We start from the raw sequence: 17,499 nt of genomic DNA on the forward strand, positions 1-17,499 counted from the left end.
CCGACCCCGTTGGCCCGAGCCGGATATCAGCGTCTAGCCACCACGGTTAGACGGATGCCAGAATGTCGTCGCCCTCTCGACAAGCGCCACGACGCCATAAAAAACCGAACCGATGAGCGCTGCAACAGCGATTTCGGCCCAGACCATATCGACATTCATGCGGCCGATCTCGGTTGAGATACGGAAGCCCATGCCGACGATCGGTGTGCCGAAGAACTCGGCGACGATCGCGCCGATCAGCGCCAGCGTCGAGTTGATCTTCAGCGCGTTGAAGATGAAGGGCATGGCGGCCGGCAGCCGCAGCTTGATCAGCGTCTGCCAATAGTCGGATGCGTAGGAGCGCATCAGGTCCCGCTCCATGCTGCCTGCCGTAGCAAGCCCCGCCACGGTGTTCACCAGCATCGGGAAGAAGGTCATGATGATGACCACCGCCGCCTTGGACTGCCAGTCGAAACCGAACCACATGACCATGATCGGCGCGACGCCGATGATCGGCAGCGCCGAGACCATGTTGCCGATCGGGATGAGGCCGCGGCGCAGGAAGGCGAAGCGGTCGGCGAGGATCGCGACGGCGAAACCCGATGCGCAGCCGACCACATAACCGAACAGGACGGCCTTGAAGATGGTCTGCTGGACATCTGCCCAGAGCGTTGCGACGGAGCCCGCAATCCTTGCACCGATCGCGGAGGGCGGCGGAAGCAGGATGAAGGGGATTCCGGCTCCTCGGGTGATGGCCTCCCAGATGATCAGGATCCAGACGCCGAAGATCGCCGGGATCAGCAGGCGCAGGAAGGAGCGGGCGGCGGAAGACCGGGGCTCGATCTGCGCGAGTTCGGAAACCGTGCCCCAGGCGAGGAGCCAGCTCGCGGCGATCATCAGGAAAAAAGAGGCCGACATCTGCCCCTCATTTCCATCCAGCCCCGAAAGCAGCATGCCGGCTGAAATATGCGCTCCGATGAAGAGAACACCGGCGCGCACTGCATGCCCTCGATCCTCAAGCGTCAGGATGACGTTGAGTGCTGCGGCAAGGAGTAGGAGGGCAATCGTCATGCCTTGTATGGGAACCGGTGCGCCGGGCAGGGTGAGGGGCAGCCACGCGGCCGAAATCGCCGTCAGGGTGCTCGCAAGCAGCGGCTGCCAATTGCGCTTCAACCGCCTCATGCCGGCCTCCCGCCCATGGAGCGATCAACGATCCTGGCGACGATCCCCACGATCGTGACCAGGAGGGCCGCAAGCACGGAACCCGCGATCAGCGCTGCCCAGATATCGATGGTCTGGCTGTAATAGGCACCGGCCAAAAGCTTGGAGCCGATGCCGGCGACCGCGCCGGTCGGCAATTCACCGACGATCGCACCCACCAGGCTTGCGGCGATCGCCACCTTCATGGAGGTGAAGAGGAAGGGGATCGATGCCGGCACACGCAGCTTCCAGAAGGTCTGCGCGGCGCTGGCATTATAGGTCCGCATGAGGTCGAGCTGTATCAGTTCCGGCGAGCGCAGGCCCTTCACCATGCCGACGGCCACGGGGAAGAAGGAGAGGTAGGTGGAGATCAGCGCCTTGGGGAGCAGGCCGGTGATGTTGACCGCCGCGAGCACGACGATCACCATCGGGGCGATCGCCAGGATCGGAATGGTCTGCGAGGCGATGATCCAGGGCATCAGGCTGCGGTCGAGCGCCTTCAGATGCACGATACCGACGGCGATCAGGATGCCGAGCAGCGTGCCCATGGTAAAGCCGGCGACCGTCGAGGATAGCGTTACCCAGGCATGGTAGACGAGGCTGCGGTTGGACGTGACGCGGCGCAGGAAGGTGTTCTCGAAAAGGTTCTGCGCCACCTGATGCGGTGCCGGCAGCACCGGCTTCGGCTGGGCCATCGTCTTGCCGATGAATTCCATTGTTGTCGAAGTGACATTGCCGCGCCGATCGAGATCGCGCTGGAACGGCGCATTCATGAAATAGGCGGCGACGTACCAGACTGCGACGATGAGGATGAGGATGGTGAGGACGGGGACAATGCGTTGCGTGAGGGAGTCGGGTTTCATGCGAGTACCCTTGAGTATCGCGGAGAAGAAACACCCCCCTCTGTCATGCCGGACATCTCCCCCACAGGGGGGGAGATCGGCAAGACGAACCGGCTTCCCGAAACATTCAGCTCATAGATTACAGGCGCTGCAATCTCTTTTCCGGATTGAGGGTGAAGCAGTGCCGTTGTCCGATCTCCCCCCTTGTGGGGGAGATGTCCGGCAGGACAGAGGGGGGTATACCCACGCAACAAGGCATTATTCCTCATAACTATGCCCCGCTCTCAAGCCTTCGCGCACCCTATGCGCGATCTCCAGGAATTCCGGCGTCTCGCGGATTTCGAGCGGTCTTTCCTTGGGCAAAGTGGATTCGATGACGTCGGTCACCCGGCCGGGGCGGGGCGACATGACGACGATCCTCGTCGACAGATAGACGGCTTCCGGAATGGAGTGGGTCACGAAACAGATGGTCTTTTCGGTTCGCGCCCAGAGCTTCAGAAGCTGTGCGTTGAGGTGGTCGCGGACGATCTCGTCCAGCGCGCCGAATGGCTCGTCCATCAGCAGAAGATCGGCATCGAAGGCGAGCGCGCGGGCGATCGAGGCGCGCTGCTGCATTCCCCCGGAAAGCTGCCAGGGATATTTCTTGCCGAAGCCCGACAGGTTGACGAGATCGAGCGTGCGCTCGATACGCTTTGCGCGTTCGGCTGCCGAATGCCCCATGATCTCCAATGGCAGGGCGACGTTCTTTTCGATCGTCCGCCAGGGATAAAGGGCCGGCGCCTGGAAGACGTAACCGTAAGAACGGGATTTGCGCGCCTCCTCGGGCGTCATGCCGTTGACGGTGATTTCGCCGTCGGTGTTTTTTTCGAGATCGGCGATGACGCGCAGAAAGGTGGTCTTGCCGCAGCCGGACGGCCCGATGAAGGAGACGAAATCGCCCTTCCTGACCTCCAGATCGACATTCGAGAGCGCATGCACCGGACCGTCACCGGTCTGAAAGGTCAGACCAAGCTTTCTGGCGGATACGACGGAGGGAGGGGTCACTGACATTGGAGATAAGGTCCATGCTGGATATCGTCTGGAAGGCCGGGCGTATTCCGGGATGGAGGCCTATCACCAAAAGCCACCGGATCATGGTAGGTTGCAAAACAATCCTGCGCTCCGGAGGAAAATGGCCATGGATACCGTCTCAAAATCCACCTGCCGCATTGTGAAACCCGCCGCCACCTATGACGGAAAGCAGGGGCTCAGCTATTTTCAGGGCATCGCCGCCGAGACCGTCGGCTCCGAGGGCATTTGCATGCATCTGCTCACCATTCCGCCGGGCGTGAGGGCGAAGGCACATCTGCACGAATCGCACGAAACGGCGATCTACATGCTCTCCGGTTCGGCGCATACCTGGTACGGAGACCGGCTGGAGAACCATGTCGTGCTGCATGCGGGCGAACTGATGTACATCCCGGCCGGCGTGCCCCACCTGCCGGCCAATCTTTCCAGCACGCCCTGCACGGCGATCATCGCCCGCACCGATCCCAAAGAGCAGGAAAGCGTCGTGCTTCTGCCGGAGCTGGATGGGTTGGTGCCGGCTTGATTGCGGTCGGGGGAGGGTTAACGCTTCACCCCCCTTTGTCTCGCCGGCGTTCAAGGCTGCAATCGATTCACGGGATCGTCTGCTCGGCTTCGCCGGTCGCCTCTCACCCTCCTCAAGCGGGAAGATCGGCAAGAGGCTCCGGTTTTCCGAGACATCAGCGGATTTCAAAACCGTTGCGGCAGTTTGACAGTCGTATCCTGAGCAGGTCCTTGTCGCTATCCGATCTCCCGCCTTGAGGGGGAGATGTCCGGCGGGACAGAGGGGGGTATTCTGGTCCAGCGGCGTCCCCTTCACCGTCACACCCCGCTCGCCGGAATGCCTGACCGTTCCACCTTGCGTGGCGCGGTGAGTTCCTTCCAGGTGGACAAAGCCTTGTTGACCGCCTGGAACGGTTCGCGCTTGACGAACTGGCCATGCCCTTCCTGGGTCTTGACTGTAGCCTCCTCGATGGCGACCACGCCGCGCGTCAGTGTATAGCGCGGCAAACCCGTGACCTGTTTGCCCTCGAAGACGTTGTAGTCGATCGCCGATTGCTGGTTTCCGGCCGAAATCGTCTTGGAGCGCTTGGGGTCCCAGACGACGATATCCGCATCGGCGCCGGGAAGGATCGCGCCCTTTCTCGGATAGATGTTGAGGATCTTGGCGATGTTGGTGGAGGTGACGGCCACGAACTCGTTCATGGTGATGCGGCCGGTCGCCACGCCATAGGTCCAGAGCATCGGCATACGATCCTCGAGCCCGCCGGTGCCGTTCGGGATTTTCCGGAAGTCGCCGGCGCCGGTCCGCTTCTGGTCGGTGGTGAAGGCGCAATGGTCGGTCGCCACCACCTGCAGCGAGCCGGCGGCAAGACCGGCCCAAAGCGAATCCTGATGCTGCTTGTTGCGGAAGGGCGGGCTCATCACACGGCGGGCGGCATGATCCCAGTCCTTGTTGAAATATTCGCTCTCGTCGAGCGTCAGGTGCTGGATCAGCGGCTCGCCGTAAACGCGCATGCCGTTCTGGCGCGCCCGCCGGATCGCCTCATGCGCCTGTTCGCAGGAGGTGTGCACCACATAGAGCGGCACGCCCGCCATGTCGGCGATGATGATGGCGCGGTTGGTCGCTTCACCCTCGACGGAGGCGGGGCGGGAATAGGCGTGCGCCTCGGGGCCGTTATTGCCTTCATCCATCAGCTTCTGCTGCATGGCGGCAACCACGTCGCCGTTTTCCGCGTGAACGAGGGGTAGCGCACCGAGTTCGGCGCAACGCTGGAAGGAGGCGAACATCTCGTCGTCGTTCACCATCAGCGCGCCCTTGTAGGCCATGAAGTGCTTGAACGTATTGATGCCGTGGTGAAGCACGACGGCCTTCATCTCGTTGAAGACCTGCTCACCCCACCAGGTGACCGACATATGGAAGGAATAATCGCAATTGGCGCGGGTCGCCTTGTTGTCCCAGCGCTTCAGCGCATCGAGAAGCGACTGGCCGGGCTCGGGCAGACAGAAGTCGACCACCATGGTCGTGCCGCCGGAAAGGGCTGCACGCGTGCCGCTCTCGAAATCGTCGGAGGAATAGGTGCCCATGAACGGCATTTCCAGATGCACATGCGGATCGATGCCGCCCGGCATGACGTAGCAGCCCGCCGCATCCAGCACCTCGTCGCCGGAGAGGTTCGGCCCGATCTCGAAGATCTTGCCAGCGTCGATCTTCACGTCCGCCCTGTAGGTCAGGTCGGCGGTGACGATGGTTCCACCCTTGATGACTGTGGTCATGGTTGTTCCCCTGATTGAACCCTGGTTATGGGCAGCACGGACTGCCGCAAACCGGTGATGGCGATGACGGCGGTCTCAAGTCGTTGCATTTCGTCATCATTCAGATGACCGATGATCTGGCGTATTGCAGACTTCCGCAGATGGGTCATTTTGTCGACCATGATCTGGGACGTCGTTTGCAGCCCATTGTCCCTTGAGGGGGCGATCGTCGGCCGAAAAATTGGAGAGTCGGCGAGAAACGTCGTAAGCGGGCATAACAGAAGAGTGACGTGATCTTCGATGAATTCTTCGGCATGGAGAATGACCGCCGGCCTCGGCTTGCCCAGGTCGCCTTGGAATGCCGCCGTTACCACATCGCCCCGCCTGAACTTCACGGCTTATCCCAGTCCTCTGCGGCATTTTCATCGACAAGCTCCGTAATGCCAGCCTGCTGATCGGCTTGCACGGCGGCGCGTGCTTGCCTCGCGGCCTCCCTGAGATAGGCTTCGCTCGTCGTGTCCGGTATCCATATCTCAATCGGCCGATAGCCTTGGCGGATAAGTTCGGCCCGTTCTTCCGGGGATATTTCTCTGGGTCTTCCCATGGCCGTTCCTTTCACGACGGTTTTCAATCGCAATGCTACTCCACGATCTCCGCCGTCTCCAGCACGGCGTGGAACAGAACGTCGGCGCCGGCGGCGGCCCATTCCTTGGAAATGTCTTCTGCCTCGTTATGCGAGAGGCCGCCGACACAGGGGCACATGATCATCGTCGCGGGTGCAACCTTGGATGCCCAGCAGGCATCGTGTCCGGCGCCGGAAATGATGTTCATGTGGCTGTAGCCCAGCTTTTCCGCCGCCTCACGGACGCGTCCCACGAGCACCGGGTCGAAGGTTACCGGATCGAAATGACCGACAGCCTCGACGGAACAGCCGACGCCGAGCTTTTCGCAGATCTTCGCCGCCTCGGCCTCGATCTTTGCCCGCATGCGGTCGAGCTTTTCCTGGCTCGGCGTGCGAATGTCGATGGTGAAGACCACTTTGCCCGGCAGGACGTTGCGCGAGTTCGGCGAGAAGAAGACCTGGCCGACGCCGCCGACGGCACCCGGCTGCTCGCTCATCGCCACGTCCTGCACCATTTCGAAGATGCGGCTCATGGCGAGCCCCGCGTTGACGCGCATATTCATCGGCGTCGAGCCGGTATGGGCTTCCCGGCCGGTCAGCGTGAATTCCAGCCACCAGAGGCCCTGACAGTGGGTGACGACGCCGATTTGCTTGTTCTCGGCCTCCAGGATCGGCCCCTGCTCGATGTGGTATTCGAAATAGGCGTGCATCTTTCTGGTGCCGACCTCTTCGTCGCCCGCCCAGCCGATGCGCTTCAATTCCTCGCCGAAGGTTTTGCCTTCCGGATCCTTGCGGGAATAGGCGTAATCGATCGAATGTGCGCCGGCGAAGACGCCGGAAGCCAGCATGGCGGGCGCGAAGCGTGCGCCTTCCTCGTTGGTCCAGTTGGTGACGACGATCGGATGTTTCGTCCTGATGTCCAGGTCGTTCATGGTGCGCACCACTTCGAGTGCGCCGAGGACGCCGAGCACGCCGTCATATTTGCCGCCGGTCGGCTGGGTGTCGAGGTGAGAGCCGACATAGACGGGCAGGGCCCCGGGATCGGTGCCGGCGCGGGTGGCGAACATCGTGCCCATTTGGTCGACGCCGAGTGTCAGCCCGGCTTCATCGCACCACGTCTTGAAGAGACTGCGGCCTTCCTTGTCGGCGTCCGTCAGGGTCTGGCGATTGTTGCCGCCGGCAATCCCGGGACCGATCTTCGCCATCTCCATCAGCATGTCCCAGAGACGGTCGCCGTTGATGCGCAAGTTCTCGCCTGGTGCTGCCACCATCACATTGTCCTCACCTGTTTCACACGTCCTCTTTGCAGCGGACGGCATGTTTTTTCGTTCCCGCGGTCCTTCGTGCGCATTGCGTTCGAAGATCGGCATTGCCTTTGTTTTGCTTGTCGCCGATAATTTGACCGATTGGTAAAACATTACAATTTCCGCAGCATCACTCAAGCCGAAAATCAGCAAAAAGCCAGAGAAATCGTGATCGGCGAAGCGAAGCGGACAAGGGAGGGGAAGGGATGGCCATTCCGAGGGCTGCAAAGACGCAGCGGCGCACGCGCATCCAGGAGGAGAAGGAGGAACGTATCCTCGAAGCGGCGCTCGACGTCTTTTCTTCCAGTGGTTTCCGTGGCTCGACCATCGACCAGATCGCCGAGGCGGCGGGCATGTCGAAACCGAACCTCCTCTATTATTTTCGCACCAAGGAGGCGATCCACCGCCAGCTCATCGACCGGGTGCTGTTCACCTGGCTGGAGCCGCTGCGCGCATTCGACGCCGAGGGCAATCCCGAAGCGGAAATCCGCTCCTATATCCGCCGAAAACTCGAGATGGCTCGCGATTTCCCCCGCGAGAGCCGGCTCTTCGCCAATGAAATCCTGCAGGGTGCGCCGCATATCGAGGACGAGCTGAAGGGGCCACTCAAGGAACTCGTAGACGAGAAGGCGGAGGTCATCCGCGCCTGGGCGCGGGCCGGCAAGATTGCCGGATGCGATCCCTATCACCTGATCTTCTCGATCTGGGCGACGACGCAGCATTATGCGGATTTCGACGTCCAGGTTCGCGCGGTGCTGAGTCAGGAATCGGCGGGCGATAGGCGTTTCGAGGACGCTGCCCGGTTTCTGGAACAGCTCTACATGGATGGATTGCGGATCCGGGCCGGCTGACGGTCGGACATCTTTCCGCAGAACGCAAAAAAACGCCGGCCTGGGGCCGGCGTTTCAGTCTTGGGGGGTATGCGATCAGGCGGCAGCCGAAGCGAAGCCTGAGGTCGGAACTTCCGAGATCGTCTTCAGAACCTGCGAAGCGATCTGGTAGGGGTCGCCCTGGGAATTCGGACGGCGATCTTCCAGATAGCCCTTGTAGTCGTTCTTGACGAAGGAATGCGGAACGCGGATCGAAGCACCGCGGTCGGCAACGCCGTAGGAGAACTTGTTCCACGGAGCGGTTTCGTGCTTGCCGGTCAGGCGCTTGTCGTTATCAGGGCCGTAAACGTTGATGTGGTCCATCAGGTTCTTGTCGAACTGGGCCATCAGCGCTTCGAAATAGGCCTTGCCGCCGACTTCGCGCATGAACTTGGTCGAGAAGTTGCAATGCATGCCCGAGCCGTTCCAGTCGGTGTCGCCGAGCGGCTTGCAGTGATACTCGATGTCGATGCCGTATTTTTCCGTCAGGCGCTGCAACAGGTAGCGAGCCATCCAGATCTGGTCGGCGGCCTTTTTGGAGCCTTTGCCAAAAATCTGGAATTCCCACTGGCCCTTGGCCACTTCGGCATTGATGCCTTCGTGGTTGATGCCGGCGGCGAGGCAGAGGTCGAGATGTTCTTCAACGATCTCGCGGGCAATCGAACCGACGTTCGAATAACCGACGCCGGTGTAGTACGGGCCCTGCGGAGCCGGGTAGCCCTGCTCGGGGAAGCCGAGCGGACGGCCGTTCTCGTAGAAGAAATATTCCTGCTCGAAGCCGAACCACGCGTCCTCGTCGTCGAGGATGGTTGCGCGGCTGTTCGACGGATGCGGGGTGACGCCATCGGGCATCATGACTTCGCACATCACGAGCACGCCGTTGGTGCGGGCCGGGTCCGGGTAAATGGCGACGGGCTTCAGCACGCAATCGGAGCTGCGGCCTTCGGCCTGCATGGTCGACGAACCGTCAAAGCCCCAGAGCGGAAGCTGCTCGAGCGTCGGGAAGCTGTCGAATTCCTTGATCTGCGTCTTGCCACGCAGGTTCGGGGTCGGGGTGTAACCGTCGAGCCAGATGTACTCGAGCTTATACTTCGTCATTTTTTATCTCTCAGGCCGTGGTGTTCATGGTTGAGCAATCCTGAGGAAACGGCTTCTTTACGAACCGCGCCTCCGGGATGACAAGGAGAGTGCATATCCCGTGCCAGTTTGCAGGCTGGGTGTCATTTTTTGTTAAAAAAGTGTGAATGCACGCCGAGCCGGAGCGTCCGGCTGAACGCTTTCGTGCCGTAAATAAGTGCGTGCTCATGAAAATGGCGGTTTTTCCGCTTCGCCCATGCCCGGAGTCTGGAACTGCAAGCGATGAAAGGCGTTTGCCTGCCTGGCGCTCGAAAGAGCAGATTTAACTCTGGCGAAAACTGCTTGGCTAAATTAGCGCCTAGCGCTTGAGAGTGAAGTGATATAAAATCGTGCAACAAGCACAAAAAATGTGCAAATTTGTGCCTGCGTGTGTTTATATGCACTATTAGGTTTAGGAGACGATAGGATGACCACTGACATCCATCGTGAGACGGCCAGGATCTACCAATTTCCCATCCGCCCCCGGCGGCGGCTCGAAAGTGGCGCGACGGTGCCTTCAGATCTGGAAATCGTCGTCAGCGTCGTCGATACCTGCTGGTATCACGACGAAGCGGTAAAGGATGCTGCGCCGAAAAATGGCGAGCGCCCTAAACCCTGCTGAATTCCCGCAGAGACGCTCTTCCTTCTTTTGGCGGAGCCTTGCCGTTCTCTGACGGCCTCAAAAACCAAACAGTTTGAGCATCGCATAACCGAAGACTGCGATGAACAGCCATCCGAAGGCGCCGAGAGCAAGGGGGCGCCAGCCTTCCGCCTTCAGTTTTCCGATATCGGTATGAAGCCCCATGGCCGCGAGTGCCATGGAGAGAAGAAACGCCGTCACCGTCGAGAGCAGCTGGTTGATGTCGGCGGGGATGGGGACGGTACTGTTGAGCAGCATCATGCCGACAAACCCCAGCACGAACCACGGCATCGGCGCGGATGCCTTCGTGGCGCCATCCGAACCGGAACGCATGGCGAGCGCCAGCGTCATGATCAGCGGCGCCAGCATGACGACGCGGGCCAGCTTCGAGATCGTGCCGAACTGGCCTGCCACGTCGCCGCCCTGAAAGGCGGCCGCCACCACCTGTGCCACTTCATGGATGGTCGCGCCCGTCCAGAGGCCGTAGCCGCGGGCATCGAGGCCAAGAGCGGCGGCCAGAAACGGATAGCCAAGCATCGACAGCGACCCGAACAATGTCACGCAGGCGACCGCGTAGGCCACGTGTTCCTGTTTTCCGCGTATCACGGTGTTGGCCGCGATGACTGCGGAGGCGCCGCAGACCGAGGTGCCGGCGGCAATCAGATCCGTCAGCGAGCGGTCTACGCCCATGGCCCGGCCGGCAATGCGGATTGCGCCGAAAGTTGCGACCAGTGTCAATGCGATCATGCAGAGGCCCGCTGTCCCGAGCGAGAGAATCTGCGCCGCCGTCACCTGCAGACCCAGCAGGACGATGCCGACGCGGAGGATTCGCCTGAGGCAGAAGTTGATGCCGGCTTCCGTCGTTGCCGGAACCGTGATGACGTTGCGGATCAGCATGCCGAAGACGATCGAGAGGATGAGCGGGCTCAGCGTCATCCATCCCGTCAGATTGCGGATGGCAATCGCGGTCGCGGCGATCGCTGCCGTGAGAACAAGGCCCGGAAGGACGGGAGCGACAGAGAAAAAGCCCAACGAAATGGAAGAGCGCTGTTCTGCTGTCGGCTGGATCGGCTTCATGAATTTTCCAAAGTGTGAAACTGCTATGGAAAATCATTCTCCATCTTGGAGAAACACAAATCCAATTGATAACTATTGTGATATCGTTCGCTGAAATCGAATGGTTGGATGGAATGACGCTCGAACAGCTCAGAATATTTCTTGAAGTGGCGTCCCGCGAACATGTCACGCGGGCGGCGGAGGCGTTGAGCCTCACCCAATCCGCTGTCAGTGCGGCGGTCTCCGCGCTGGAGGCGCGGCATTCCGTGATCCTGTTCAATCGTGTCGGGCGCCGCATCGAACTCACGGAGGCCGGGCGACTCTTCGTGCCGGAGGCCCGCGCGGTGCTGGAGCGAGCGCGCACGGCCGAGCACATGCTTGCCGATCTCGCGGGCTCGGCTTCAGGCGTGCTGCGTGTTCATGCCAGCCAGACGGTGGCCAGCTACTGGCTGCCGGCGCGACTCGTCAGTTATCACGAGCGCTTCCCCCGCGTCGACGTGCAGTTGACCGTCGGCAATACCCAGAGCGCTGCGGAAGCCGTGCTCGCCGGTACGGCCGAGCTGGCGGTGGTGGAAGGCGAAGTCTTCCTGTCAGGCCTCAAGCGTCGCAAGGTGGCGGAGGACCGGCTGGTACTCGTCGTCGGCCGCCGCCATTCCTGGGCGGACGGGCGGAAAATACGCTCGAGCGATTTTCTCGAGACCAACTGGATCATGCGCGAAAAAGGGTCTGGCACGCGTTCGGCTTTCGAGGCATTGCTCATCAATCTCGGCATCGAGCCGCAGTCCCTGTCCGTCGTGCTCGAACTCCCGTCGAACGAAGCAGCCATGGCCGCAGTGGAGGCGGGCCTTGCGGCGACGGTGGTTTCGAGCCGCGCGGCGCAACCTCATTCTTCTTCGGGCCGATTGCATGTCGCCGATTTTTCCATGCCGGTACGGCAGTTTTCTGCGCTCCATCACGCGGAGCGGCACGCGACGCGCGCCTTGCGCGCGATGCTCGAAGTTCTGGGCGAACCCATCGACGAAGGAAGCATATGAGCCCTCCAGCGGCTGGAGAGCGATCGCCGGAACTCCTTTCTCCCGCCGAACGTTTTGCCTGACGAGATGAAACTCGAGGGACCGTATATGGCTGAAGATAAAAAAGCCCAGGAAGCGGTGGAGCATATCGGTAAGCCGGGAGAAGCTGCGAAGCACCCGCCAGCCGGACCGCATGCCAAGCCGCACCTTACCGACAACGAGAAGACGCCGGGCACCGGTTCCCTGCCGGATCCCGAGGCGACGGAAACCGACGCTGGACCGGACTAGGTGCGACGCCGTGCCCCTTGCCTGGGTGAAGGGACGCCATTAACACCATGACGCGGCAAATAGGGCGGCGGGCATGGCAGGTGAAACAATCACACTCTATGAAGCGATCGGCGGAGACGCGACGGTGCGTGCACTGGTAAGGCGCTTCTACGAGCTGATGGACACGCTGCCCGAGGCAGCGCGCTGTCGGGCCGTGCATCCGCCGAGCCTTGAAGGCAGCGAGGCAAAACTCTACGACTACCTCACCGGTTACCTCGGTGGCCCTCCCGTCTATGTGGAGAAATACGGCCATCCGCGGCTGCGCTCACGCCATTTCGGGGCCGCCATCGGTCCCGAGGAGCGCGACGAATGGATCCTCTGTTTCCGCCGGGCCATGGAGGAGACCATCGAGAACCCGAAACTGCGCGAGATTATCTGGACGCCGGTCGAGCGGCTCGCATTCCACATGCAGAACAAGGAATAGCCGGATGGAAAAGCTCGACAATCTGCGCCCGCTGATACTTTTGATAAGCGGTGCGATGGGTGCCTGCGGCGTGGCCCTGGCGGCGGCGGCGAGCCACGGCGGCGATACGGCCTTCCTTGGTTCGGCTTCGACCATGTGCCTTGCCCATGCGCCCGTATTGCTCGCGCTTTATCTCGGCCACAGGTTCTTCCGGACGGCCACGCTTGCCGCAGTCGTGCTTGGTCTCGGCACGATCGTCTTTGCCGGCGATCTCGTCTTCCGGCATTTCATCGGCGACCGGCTTTTTCCTTTTGCGGCACCGACAGGCGGCACGATGATGATGCTCGGCTGGCTGATCGTTGCAGCAGGCGCGTTTTTCAGAAACCGGCAGACTTAACGTTTGAACGCAAGCACCTTGCCTGTCTCGTCATCAGGAACGTCGGAGGTCGGGGATTTGGAGCCTGCGGGAAAGGCAACGACATTTGTCATGTCCGCAGCCGCTTCCGCGCGGGCGGAAAGCAGCGCGTAAAGCTCAGGCACCAGACCGTCGCCATTTTGTTCGGCAAGCTTGTGCAGGCCGATAAACAGGCTCACGTCACGACGTTCTTCGTTCATTATTGCGTTCCTTCATGGTCTGGAGCGCCCGCTCCAGACTCGATTTTGATCCGTTGCGCAGGGGCACGAAGGTGACGCCGAACTTCTTGCAGCCGGTCTTCACCCTCAGACACGCATCGTGGCTGATACAGTCGATGGGGCAGAAGACGCAGTCCACCGAGGGCAGCACCGTGTCGATGCGCGAAACTGCTTCACGCAAACCCCCGTCGTGATGGATTAGTTCCGCGCCGAAATCGCTGGCGATCTCGCGAAGATGCGCCACCTGGCAATCGCGGCCGCCCACATAGAGGAAACTGCGGACATCGATCGCGCCGTTGCTGGTGGCGGCTGATGCTTTGGATGCCTTCCCGGCATCGTTATTGCCGTTCTTGCGCTTCTGCTTCTTTGCCATGACGCTCCCCGTTTGGCCGAGTCTGTTCCGGCGGAACCCCCTCGATGGCGCGCACCATAATAAAGTTGATTTTCAGAGTAAAGATTAAAGTTGACTTAGATAATCATGATATCGAATTGCCTGGTATTGGCATGAACTCGGGAAAAATTTACCGTTTGATAAATTTTTATGCTGGTGGTACCTTTTGCCCAATAGTTGTCCATGAATCCGATAAAAGAGGGAACATAAGATGGATCGACTGGGAAACGGTATTGAGGCTGGCCGCCTCACGCCGGCGGAATACGAGTCTAATTTCGCCGATCTCCACCCGCGTCTCGACAGCCACGAGGCGCTGGTCGCTTCCGACCGTTGTTATTTCTGTTACGACGCGCCGTGCATGACGGCCTGTCCCACCTCCATCGATATCCCGCTGTTCATCCGGCAGATATCGACAGGCAATCCGATCGGATCGGCCAAGACGATTTTCGACCAGAATATCCTGGGCGGCATGTGCGCCCGCGTCTGTCCCACCGAAACGCTCTGCGAGCAGGTCTGTGTGCGTAACACGGCCGAGGACCGTCCCGTGGAGATCGGCAGGCTGCAGCGCTATGCGACAGACATCGCCATGGAGCAGGGGCGGCAGTTCTACAGCCGGGAAGCATCCAGCGGAAAGACGGTCGCGATCGTCGGAGCAGGGCCGGCAGGACTTGCGGCCGCCCACCGGCTTGCCATGCACGGACATTCGGTCGTGATGCTTGAAGCGCGCGAGAAGGCGGGCGGGCTCAACGAATATGGTATCGCCACCTACAAGGCGGTCGACGACTTCGCCCAGCGCGAAGTTGATTACGTCACCGCGATCGGCGGTATCGAGACCAGGAACGGCGTGGCGCTCGGCCGCGATTTCTCGCTCTCGGATCTGACCGCGGGCTATGATGCCGTCTTCCTCGCCATGGGGCTTGCCGGCGTCAACGGGCTCGGCATCGAGGGCGAGGAACTCGAGGGCGTCGAGGACGCCGTCGATTTCATAGCGGCGCTCCGCCAGGCAGACGACAAGGCCACCGTTCCGATCGGCCGGCGGGTCGTCGTCCTCGGCGGCGGTATGACCGCGATCGATGCGGCGATCCAGTCAAAGCTGCTCGGTGCCGAGGAGGTGACGATCTGCTATCGCCGCGGCAAGGAGAACATGAACGCTTCCGCCTATGAGCAGGATCTCGCGACCGCCAACGGCGTCATCATCCGTCACTGGCTGGCGCCCAAGGCAATCCTCGGCAAGGACGGCAAGGTGGCCGGCATCGAGGTGGAATATACCGCGATGCGCGACGGCAAGCTCGTCGGCACCGGGGAGACCGGCGTCATCGCCGCCGATCAGATCATGAAAGCGATCGGCCAGAGCTTCCTGGCCTCCGGTCTCGGGGCGCTTCAGATCGAAAGGGGCAAGATCTCGACCGATATCGAAGGCCGGACTTCGGTGGAGGGCGTCTGGGCCGGCGGCGACTGTATCGGCCTGCGCGAGGATCTCACCGTTTCGGCAGTCGCGCAGGGGCGCGACGCGGCAGAAAGCATCAACCGCGTCCTGGCCGCCGGTGCGCGGCCGGCGATCGCCGTCGCCTGAGGGAGATCGAACCATGGCTGATATCCGCAACAATTTCGTCGGCATCAAATCCCCGAACCCGTTCTGGCTGGCCTCGGCGCCGCCGACCGACAAGGCCTACAATGTCGAGCGCGCCTTCAAGGCCGGCTGGGGTGGCGTGGTCTGGAAGACGCTCGGCGAGGAGGGACCTCCGGTCGTCAACGTCAACGGCCCGCGCTATGGCGCGATCTGGGGCGCCGACCGAAGGCTGCTCGGTCTCAACAATATCGAGCTCATCACCGACCGCGACCTCTACACCAACCTGCGCGAGATGAAGCAGGTGAAGATGAACTGGCCGGACCGGGCGCTCATCGCCTCGATCATGGTGCCTTGCGAGGAAAACGCCTGGAAGGCGATCCTGCCGCTCGTCGAAGAAACAGGCGCCGATGGCATCGAGCTCAATTTCGGCTGTCCGCACGGCATGTCGGAGCGCGGCATGGGTTCGGCGGTCGGCCAGGTGCCGGAATACATCGAAATGGTCGTGCGCTGGTGCAAGCAATACACCCGCATGCCTGTCATCACCAAGCTGACGCCGAATATCACCGATATCCGCAAGCCCGCGCGCGCGGCACGAGCCGGCGGCACCGATGCCGTCTCGCTGATCAATACGATCAACTCGATCACCGGGGTCAATCTCGATACCTTCTCGCCGGAGCCCTCGATCGACGGCCGCGGCAGCCATGGCGGTTATTGCGGCCCGGCGGTCAAGCCGATCGCGCTCAACATGGTGGCCGAGATCGCCCGCGATCCGGAAACCTACGGACTGCCGATTTCCGGCATCGGCGGCGTCACGACCTGGCGCGACGCGGCGGAGTTCCTCGTCCTCGGAGCCGGCAACGTACAAGTCTGCACCGCAGCCATGACCTACGGCTTCAAGATCGTCCAGGAGATGATCACCGGGCTCTCCGACTGGATGGACTCCAAGGGCCACCGGTCGCTGGATGACATTACCGGCCGTGCCGTCCCGAACGTCTCCGATTGGCAGTATCTGAACCTCAACTATGTGTCCAAGGCGCATATCGACCAAGACGCCTGCATCAAGTGCGGCCGCTGTCACATCGCCTGCGAGGATACCTCGCACCAGGCGATCACCAACGTGGTCAACGGTATCAGGCATTTCGAGGTGATCGAGGAGGAATGCGTCGGCTGCAATCTCTGCGTCAATGTCTGTCCGGTCCAGAACTGCATCACGATGGAGCCGCTTGCCGCCGGCGATCTCGACAAACGCACCGGCAAGGTGGTCGAGCCGACCTATGCCAACTGGACGACCCACCCAAACAATCCGATGTCGCGTCAGGCTGCGGAATAGGGTTTCGATCAAGGAAAGGGCGGCGCGAGCCGCCTTTTTCGCATCCGCTTGCCGCCTCAGCCGGCGCTGATACCGGCATAGATCACGATGGTCAGGTAAAGCAGCAACGCCGCGATCGCCACGCCGGCGATGAAGAGGACAAGACCGCGGCCAGCGCGGGCCTTCGTTAGTTTCTGCCCGTGGCTATCGGCTGATGGCGCCAGACCGGGTTCGTCCTCGGGTCTCATTCTGCTGCGCTCCGCTTCTCAGGGCGCTGAACATCCACGTCCTCACCAGGTACCTCGGGTACCGAAGATCTTATGCCGTCTGGCGAAAGCGACGGGCGAGTGCCGGTCTGTCCTTCTTCAATGTCGTCTGCATGATCATCGAGGACTTTGGCCTGTTCCTCGAGGCGGTCGCTCAATTTTCTCAGTTCGCGCTCGTCGAGCTTTTCTATGCCGACGAATTTGTTGGCTGCCTGGCTGGTCAGAATGAGTTCGTCGAGTTTCGCCTGAACTGCTCGGCCATCGCGGTTTTGCGAATTTTGCAGAACAAACACCATCACGAAGGTGACGATCGTCGTGGCGGTGTTGACGACGAGTTGCCATGTCTCAGAAAATCCGAAGACAGGCCCGGTCAGCGCCCAGATGACGATGAGCATTACCGCCAGGACGAAAGCGATGGGTTTGCCGGACCATTCGGCAACGGCAGTCGAGAATCTGTCGAATATGTTGTTGTGTCCGTTTGACGAGGACATTTTTTCAAGGTCCGGATGTTCGCTGAAGCTGAGGTTTCCGATACTAGAAAGCCGAAAAGCGCGCTGAAGGTTCCATCGGGCCGTTGGAATCGCGGGAACTGCGCCGTTGAAATTCGTCGAAGACCTTGAAGGTGTTAGACATCGCTA

Annotated in this window: 22 protein-coding genes; 9 read left to right on the top strand and 13 right to left on the bottom strand. The window is 61.0% G+C overall.

Going from position 1 to position 17,499, the window contains the following annotated elements; all coding sequences use genetic code 11:
* Nucleotides 1-33: 33 nt before the first annotated feature.
* From C5L13_RS11555 to C5L13_RS11570, 3 genes are all read right to left on the bottom strand, one after another.
* A complete protein-coding gene (locus C5L13_RS11555) occupies nt 34-1,161 on the bottom strand; it encodes an ABC transporter permease (RefSeq protein ID WP_105383433.1) in 1,128 nt (375 codons plus the stop codon).
* On the bottom strand, nt 1,158-2,042 hold the full coding sequence (locus C5L13_RS11560) for an ABC transporter permease (RefSeq protein WP_105383434.1): 885 nt from the start codon (nt 2,040-2,042) through the stop codon (nt 1,158-1,160). Before C5L13_RS11560 ends, C5L13_RS11555 begins: the two co-directional genes overlap by 4 nt.
* Nucleotides 2,043-2,279: 237 nt before the next feature.
* The gene (locus C5L13_RS11570) at nt 2,280-3,071 is read right to left on the bottom strand and encodes an ABC transporter ATP-binding protein (protein WP_105383435.1); all 792 of its coding nucleotides are present in this window, start codon (nt 3,069-3,071) and stop codon (nt 2,280-2,282) included.
* Between the two features lie 127 nt (nt 3,072-3,198).
* On the opposite strand from C5L13_RS11570, the gene C5L13_RS11575 reads away from it, so the two are divergent.
* On the top strand, nt 3,199-3,612 hold the full coding sequence (locus C5L13_RS11575) for a cupin domain-containing protein (protein WP_105383436.1): 414 nt from the start codon (nt 3,199-3,201) through the stop codon (nt 3,610-3,612).
* Between the two features lie 296 nt (nt 3,613-3,908).
* On the opposite strand, the gene hydA is transcribed toward C5L13_RS11575, so the two are convergent.
* From hydA to C5L13_RS11595, 4 genes are read right to left on the bottom strand one after another with little or no spacing between them, the layout of a single operon-like run.
* On the bottom strand, nt 3,909-5,363 hold the full coding sequence (hydA, locus tag C5L13_RS11580) for a dihydropyrimidinase (RefSeq protein WP_105383437.1): 1,455 nt from the start codon (nt 5,361-5,363) through the stop codon (nt 3,909-3,911).
* Complete coding sequence (locus C5L13_RS11585; protein WP_105383438.1) at nt 5,360-5,737, bottom strand: type II toxin-antitoxin system PemK/MazF family toxin; 378 nt, start codon at nt 5,735-5,737, stop codon at nt 5,360-5,362. Before C5L13_RS11585 ends, hydA begins: the two co-directional genes overlap by 4 nt.
* Nucleotides 5,734-5,946 carry an antitoxin MazE-like protein gene (locus tag C5L13_RS11590; protein ID WP_105383571.1) on the bottom strand — a complete coding sequence of 71 codons (213 nt, stop codon included), beginning with the start codon at nt 5,944-5,946 and terminating at the stop codon, nt 5,734-5,736. Before C5L13_RS11590 ends, C5L13_RS11585 begins: the two co-directional genes overlap by 4 nt.
* A 35-nt stretch (nt 5,947-5,981) precedes the next feature.
* Nucleotides 5,982-7,235, bottom strand: a complete 1,254-nt coding sequence (locus tag C5L13_RS11595; protein ID WP_105383572.1) for a Zn-dependent hydrolase — start codon at nt 7,233-7,235, stop codon at nt 5,982-5,984.
* Nucleotides 7,236-7,474: 239 nt separating this feature from the next.
* Here C5L13_RS11595 and C5L13_RS11600 point away from each other — a divergent pair, with 239 nt between their 5' ends.
* Nucleotides 7,475-8,119: a TetR family transcriptional regulator C-terminal domain-containing protein gene (locus C5L13_RS11600; protein WP_105383439.1), complete on the top strand. Its 645-nt coding sequence runs from the start codon at nt 7,475-7,477 to the stop codon at nt 8,117-8,119.
* Nucleotides 8,120-8,194: 75 nt separating this feature from the next.
* On the opposite strand, the gene C5L13_RS11605 is transcribed toward C5L13_RS11600, so the two are convergent.
* The gene (locus C5L13_RS11605) at nt 8,195-9,235 is read right to left on the bottom strand and encodes a glutamine synthetase beta-grasp domain-containing protein (RefSeq protein WP_105383440.1); all 1,041 of its coding nucleotides are present in this window, start codon (nt 9,233-9,235) and stop codon (nt 8,195-8,197) included.
* 445 nt (nt 9,236-9,680) lie between these two features.
* Here C5L13_RS11605 and C5L13_RS11610 point away from each other — a divergent pair, with 445 nt between their 5' ends.
* Nucleotides 9,681-9,875 (top strand): DUF2735 domain-containing protein, encoded by a 195-nt coding sequence (locus C5L13_RS11610; protein ID WP_105383441.1) that lies wholly within the window; start codon nt 9,681-9,683, stop codon nt 9,873-9,875.
* A 57-nt stretch (nt 9,876-9,932) separates the two neighbouring features.
* Here the strand turns inward: C5L13_RS11610 and C5L13_RS11615 are convergent, their stop codons facing one another.
* Nucleotides 9,933-10,970, bottom strand: a complete 1,038-nt coding sequence (locus C5L13_RS11615) for a YeiH family protein (RefSeq protein ID WP_105383442.1) — start codon at nt 10,968-10,970, stop codon at nt 9,933-9,935.
* Nucleotides 10,971-11,083: 113 nt separating this feature from the next.
* Between C5L13_RS11615 and C5L13_RS11620 the strand changes: the two genes are divergently transcribed.
* The 4 genes from C5L13_RS11620 (at nt 11,084) to C5L13_RS11635 (ending at nt 13,089) form a co-directional block, all read left to right on the top strand.
* A complete protein-coding gene (locus C5L13_RS11620) occupies nt 11,084-11,983 on the top strand; it encodes a LysR family transcriptional regulator (protein WP_105383573.1) in 900 nt (299 codons plus the stop codon).
* 87 nt (nt 11,984-12,070) lie between these two features.
* On the top strand, nt 12,071-12,250 hold the full coding sequence (locus tag C5L13_RS11625) for a hypothetical protein (RefSeq protein WP_105383443.1): 180 nt from the start codon (nt 12,071-12,073) through the stop codon (nt 12,248-12,250).
* A 73-nt stretch (nt 12,251-12,323) separates the two neighbouring features.
* Nucleotides 12,324-12,713 (top strand): group II truncated hemoglobin, encoded by a 390-nt coding sequence (locus tag C5L13_RS11630; RefSeq protein WP_105383444.1) that lies wholly within the window; start codon nt 12,324-12,326, stop codon nt 12,711-12,713.
* A 4-nt stretch (nt 12,714-12,717) separates the two neighbouring features.
* Entirely contained in the window at nt 12,718-13,089 is a 372-nt protein-coding gene (locus C5L13_RS11635; RefSeq protein WP_105383445.1) for a DUF423 domain-containing protein, read from the top strand.
* Here the strand turns inward: C5L13_RS11635 and C5L13_RS11640 are convergent.
* The gene (locus C5L13_RS11640; protein WP_105383446.1) at nt 13,086-13,307 is read right to left on the bottom strand and encodes a hypothetical protein; all 222 of its coding nucleotides are present in this window, start codon (nt 13,305-13,307) and stop codon (nt 13,086-13,088) included. The genes C5L13_RS11635 and C5L13_RS11640 overlap by 4 nt on opposite strands.
* The gene (locus C5L13_RS11645) at nt 13,288-13,698 is read right to left on the bottom strand and encodes a DUF2325 domain-containing protein (RefSeq protein ID WP_105383447.1); all 411 of its coding nucleotides are present in this window, start codon (nt 13,696-13,698) and stop codon (nt 13,288-13,290) included. Before C5L13_RS11645 ends, C5L13_RS11640 begins: the two co-directional genes overlap by 20 nt.
* 229 nt (nt 13,699-13,927) lie before the next feature.
* Between C5L13_RS11645 and C5L13_RS11650 the strand changes: the two genes are divergently transcribed.
* Entirely contained in the window at nt 13,928-15,289 is a 1,362-nt protein-coding gene (locus C5L13_RS11650; protein WP_105383448.1) for an NAD(P)-dependent oxidoreductase, read from the top strand.
* Nucleotides 15,290-15,302: 13 nt separating this feature from the next.
* The gene (gene preA / locus C5L13_RS11655) at nt 15,303-16,616 is read left to right on the top strand and encodes an NAD-dependent dihydropyrimidine dehydrogenase subunit PreA (RefSeq protein ID WP_105383449.1); all 1,314 of its coding nucleotides are present in this window, start codon (nt 15,303-15,305) and stop codon (nt 16,614-16,616) included.
* A 56-nt stretch (nt 16,617-16,672) separates the two neighbouring features.
* Here the strand turns inward: preA and C5L13_RS28965 are convergent, their stop codons facing one another.
* A complete protein-coding gene (locus C5L13_RS28965; protein WP_170117249.1) occupies nt 16,673-16,843 on the bottom strand; it encodes a hypothetical protein in 171 nt (56 codons plus the stop codon).
* Nucleotides 16,840-17,352, bottom strand: coding sequence for a low affinity iron permease family protein (locus tag C5L13_RS11660; RefSeq protein ID WP_105383450.1), 513 nt, complete (start codon nt 17,350-17,352; stop codon nt 16,840-16,842). Before C5L13_RS11660 ends, C5L13_RS28965 begins: the two co-directional genes overlap by 4 nt.
* Nucleotides 17,353-17,499: the final 147 nt, after the last annotated feature.

The organism is Neorhizobium alkalisoli, assembly GCF_002968635.1.
GTDB classification, from domain to species: domain Bacteria; phylum Pseudomonadota; class Alphaproteobacteria; order Rhizobiales; family Rhizobiaceae; genus Neorhizobium; species Neorhizobium alkalisoli.

Excerpts from the sequence above, each read along its gene's own strand:
- C5L13_RS11650 (WP_105383448.1), top strand. The coding sequence starts at position 13,928 with ATGGATCGACTGGGAAACGGTATTGAGGCTGGCCGCCTCACGCCGGCG.
- C5L13_RS11615 (WP_105383442.1), bottom strand. The coding sequence starts at position 10,970 with ATGAAGCCGATCCAGCCGACAGCAGAACAGCGCTCTTCCATTTCGTTG.
- C5L13_RS11645 (WP_105383447.1), bottom strand. The coding sequence starts at position 13,698 with ATGGCAAAGAAGCAGAAGCGCAAGAACGGCAATAACGATGCCGGGAAG.
- C5L13_RS11560 (WP_105383434.1), bottom strand. The coding sequence starts at position 2,042 with ATGAAACCCGACTCCCTCACGCAACGCATTGTCCCCGTCCTCACCATC.
- C5L13_RS11630 (WP_105383444.1), top strand. The coding sequence starts at position 12,324 with ATGGCAGGTGAAACAATCACACTCTATGAAGCGATCGGCGGAGACGCG.
- C5L13_RS11610 (WP_105383441.1), top strand. The coding sequence starts at position 9,681 with ATGACCACTGACATCCATCGTGAGACGGCCAGGATCTACCAATTTCCC.
- C5L13_RS11605 (WP_105383440.1), bottom strand. The coding sequence starts at position 9,235 with ATGACGAAGTATAAGCTCGAGTACATCTGGCTCGACGGTTACACCCCG.
- C5L13_RS11575 (WP_105383436.1), top strand. The coding sequence starts at position 3,199 with ATGGATACCGTCTCAAAATCCACCTGCCGCATTGTGAAACCCGCCGCC.
- preA (WP_105383449.1), top strand. The coding sequence starts at position 15,303 with ATGGCTGATATCCGCAACAATTTCGTCGGCATCAAATCCCCGAACCCG.
- C5L13_RS11595 (WP_105383572.1), bottom strand. The coding sequence starts at position 7,235 with ATGGTGGCAGCACCAGGCGAGAACTTGCGCATCAACGGCGACCGTCTC.
- C5L13_RS11555 (WP_105383433.1), bottom strand. The coding sequence starts at position 1,161 with ATGAGGCGGTTGAAGCGCAATTGGCAGCCGCTGCTTGCGAGCACCCTG.
- C5L13_RS11570 (WP_105383435.1), bottom strand. The coding sequence starts at position 3,071 with ATGTCAGTGACCCCTCCCTCCGTCGTATCCGCCAGAAAGCTTGGTCTG.
- hydA (WP_105383437.1), bottom strand. The coding sequence starts at position 5,363 with ATGACCACAGTCATCAAGGGTGGAACCATCGTCACCGCCGACCTGACC.
- C5L13_RS11600 (WP_105383439.1), top strand. The coding sequence starts at position 7,475 with ATGGCCATTCCGAGGGCTGCAAAGACGCAGCGGCGCACGCGCATCCAG.
- C5L13_RS11590 (WP_105383571.1), bottom strand. The coding sequence starts at position 5,946 with ATGGGAAGACCCAGAGAAATATCCCCGGAAGAACGGGCCGAACTTATC.
- C5L13_RS11625 (WP_105383443.1), top strand. The coding sequence starts at position 12,071 with ATGGCTGAAGATAAAAAAGCCCAGGAAGCGGTGGAGCATATCGGTAAG.
- C5L13_RS11660 (WP_105383450.1), bottom strand. The coding sequence starts at position 17,352 with ATGTCCTCGTCAAACGGACACAACAACATATTCGACAGATTCTCGACT.
- C5L13_RS11635 (WP_105383445.1), top strand. The coding sequence starts at position 12,718 with ATGGAAAAGCTCGACAATCTGCGCCCGCTGATACTTTTGATAAGCGGT.
- C5L13_RS11640 (WP_105383446.1), bottom strand. The coding sequence starts at position 13,307 with ATGAACGAAGAACGTCGTGACGTGAGCCTGTTTATCGGCCTGCACAAG.
- C5L13_RS11620 (WP_105383573.1), top strand. The coding sequence starts at position 11,084 with ATGACGCTCGAACAGCTCAGAATATTTCTTGAAGTGGCGTCCCGCGAA.
- C5L13_RS28965 (WP_170117249.1), bottom strand. The coding sequence starts at position 16,843 with ATGAGACCCGAGGACGAACCCGGTCTGGCGCCATCAGCCGATAGCCAC.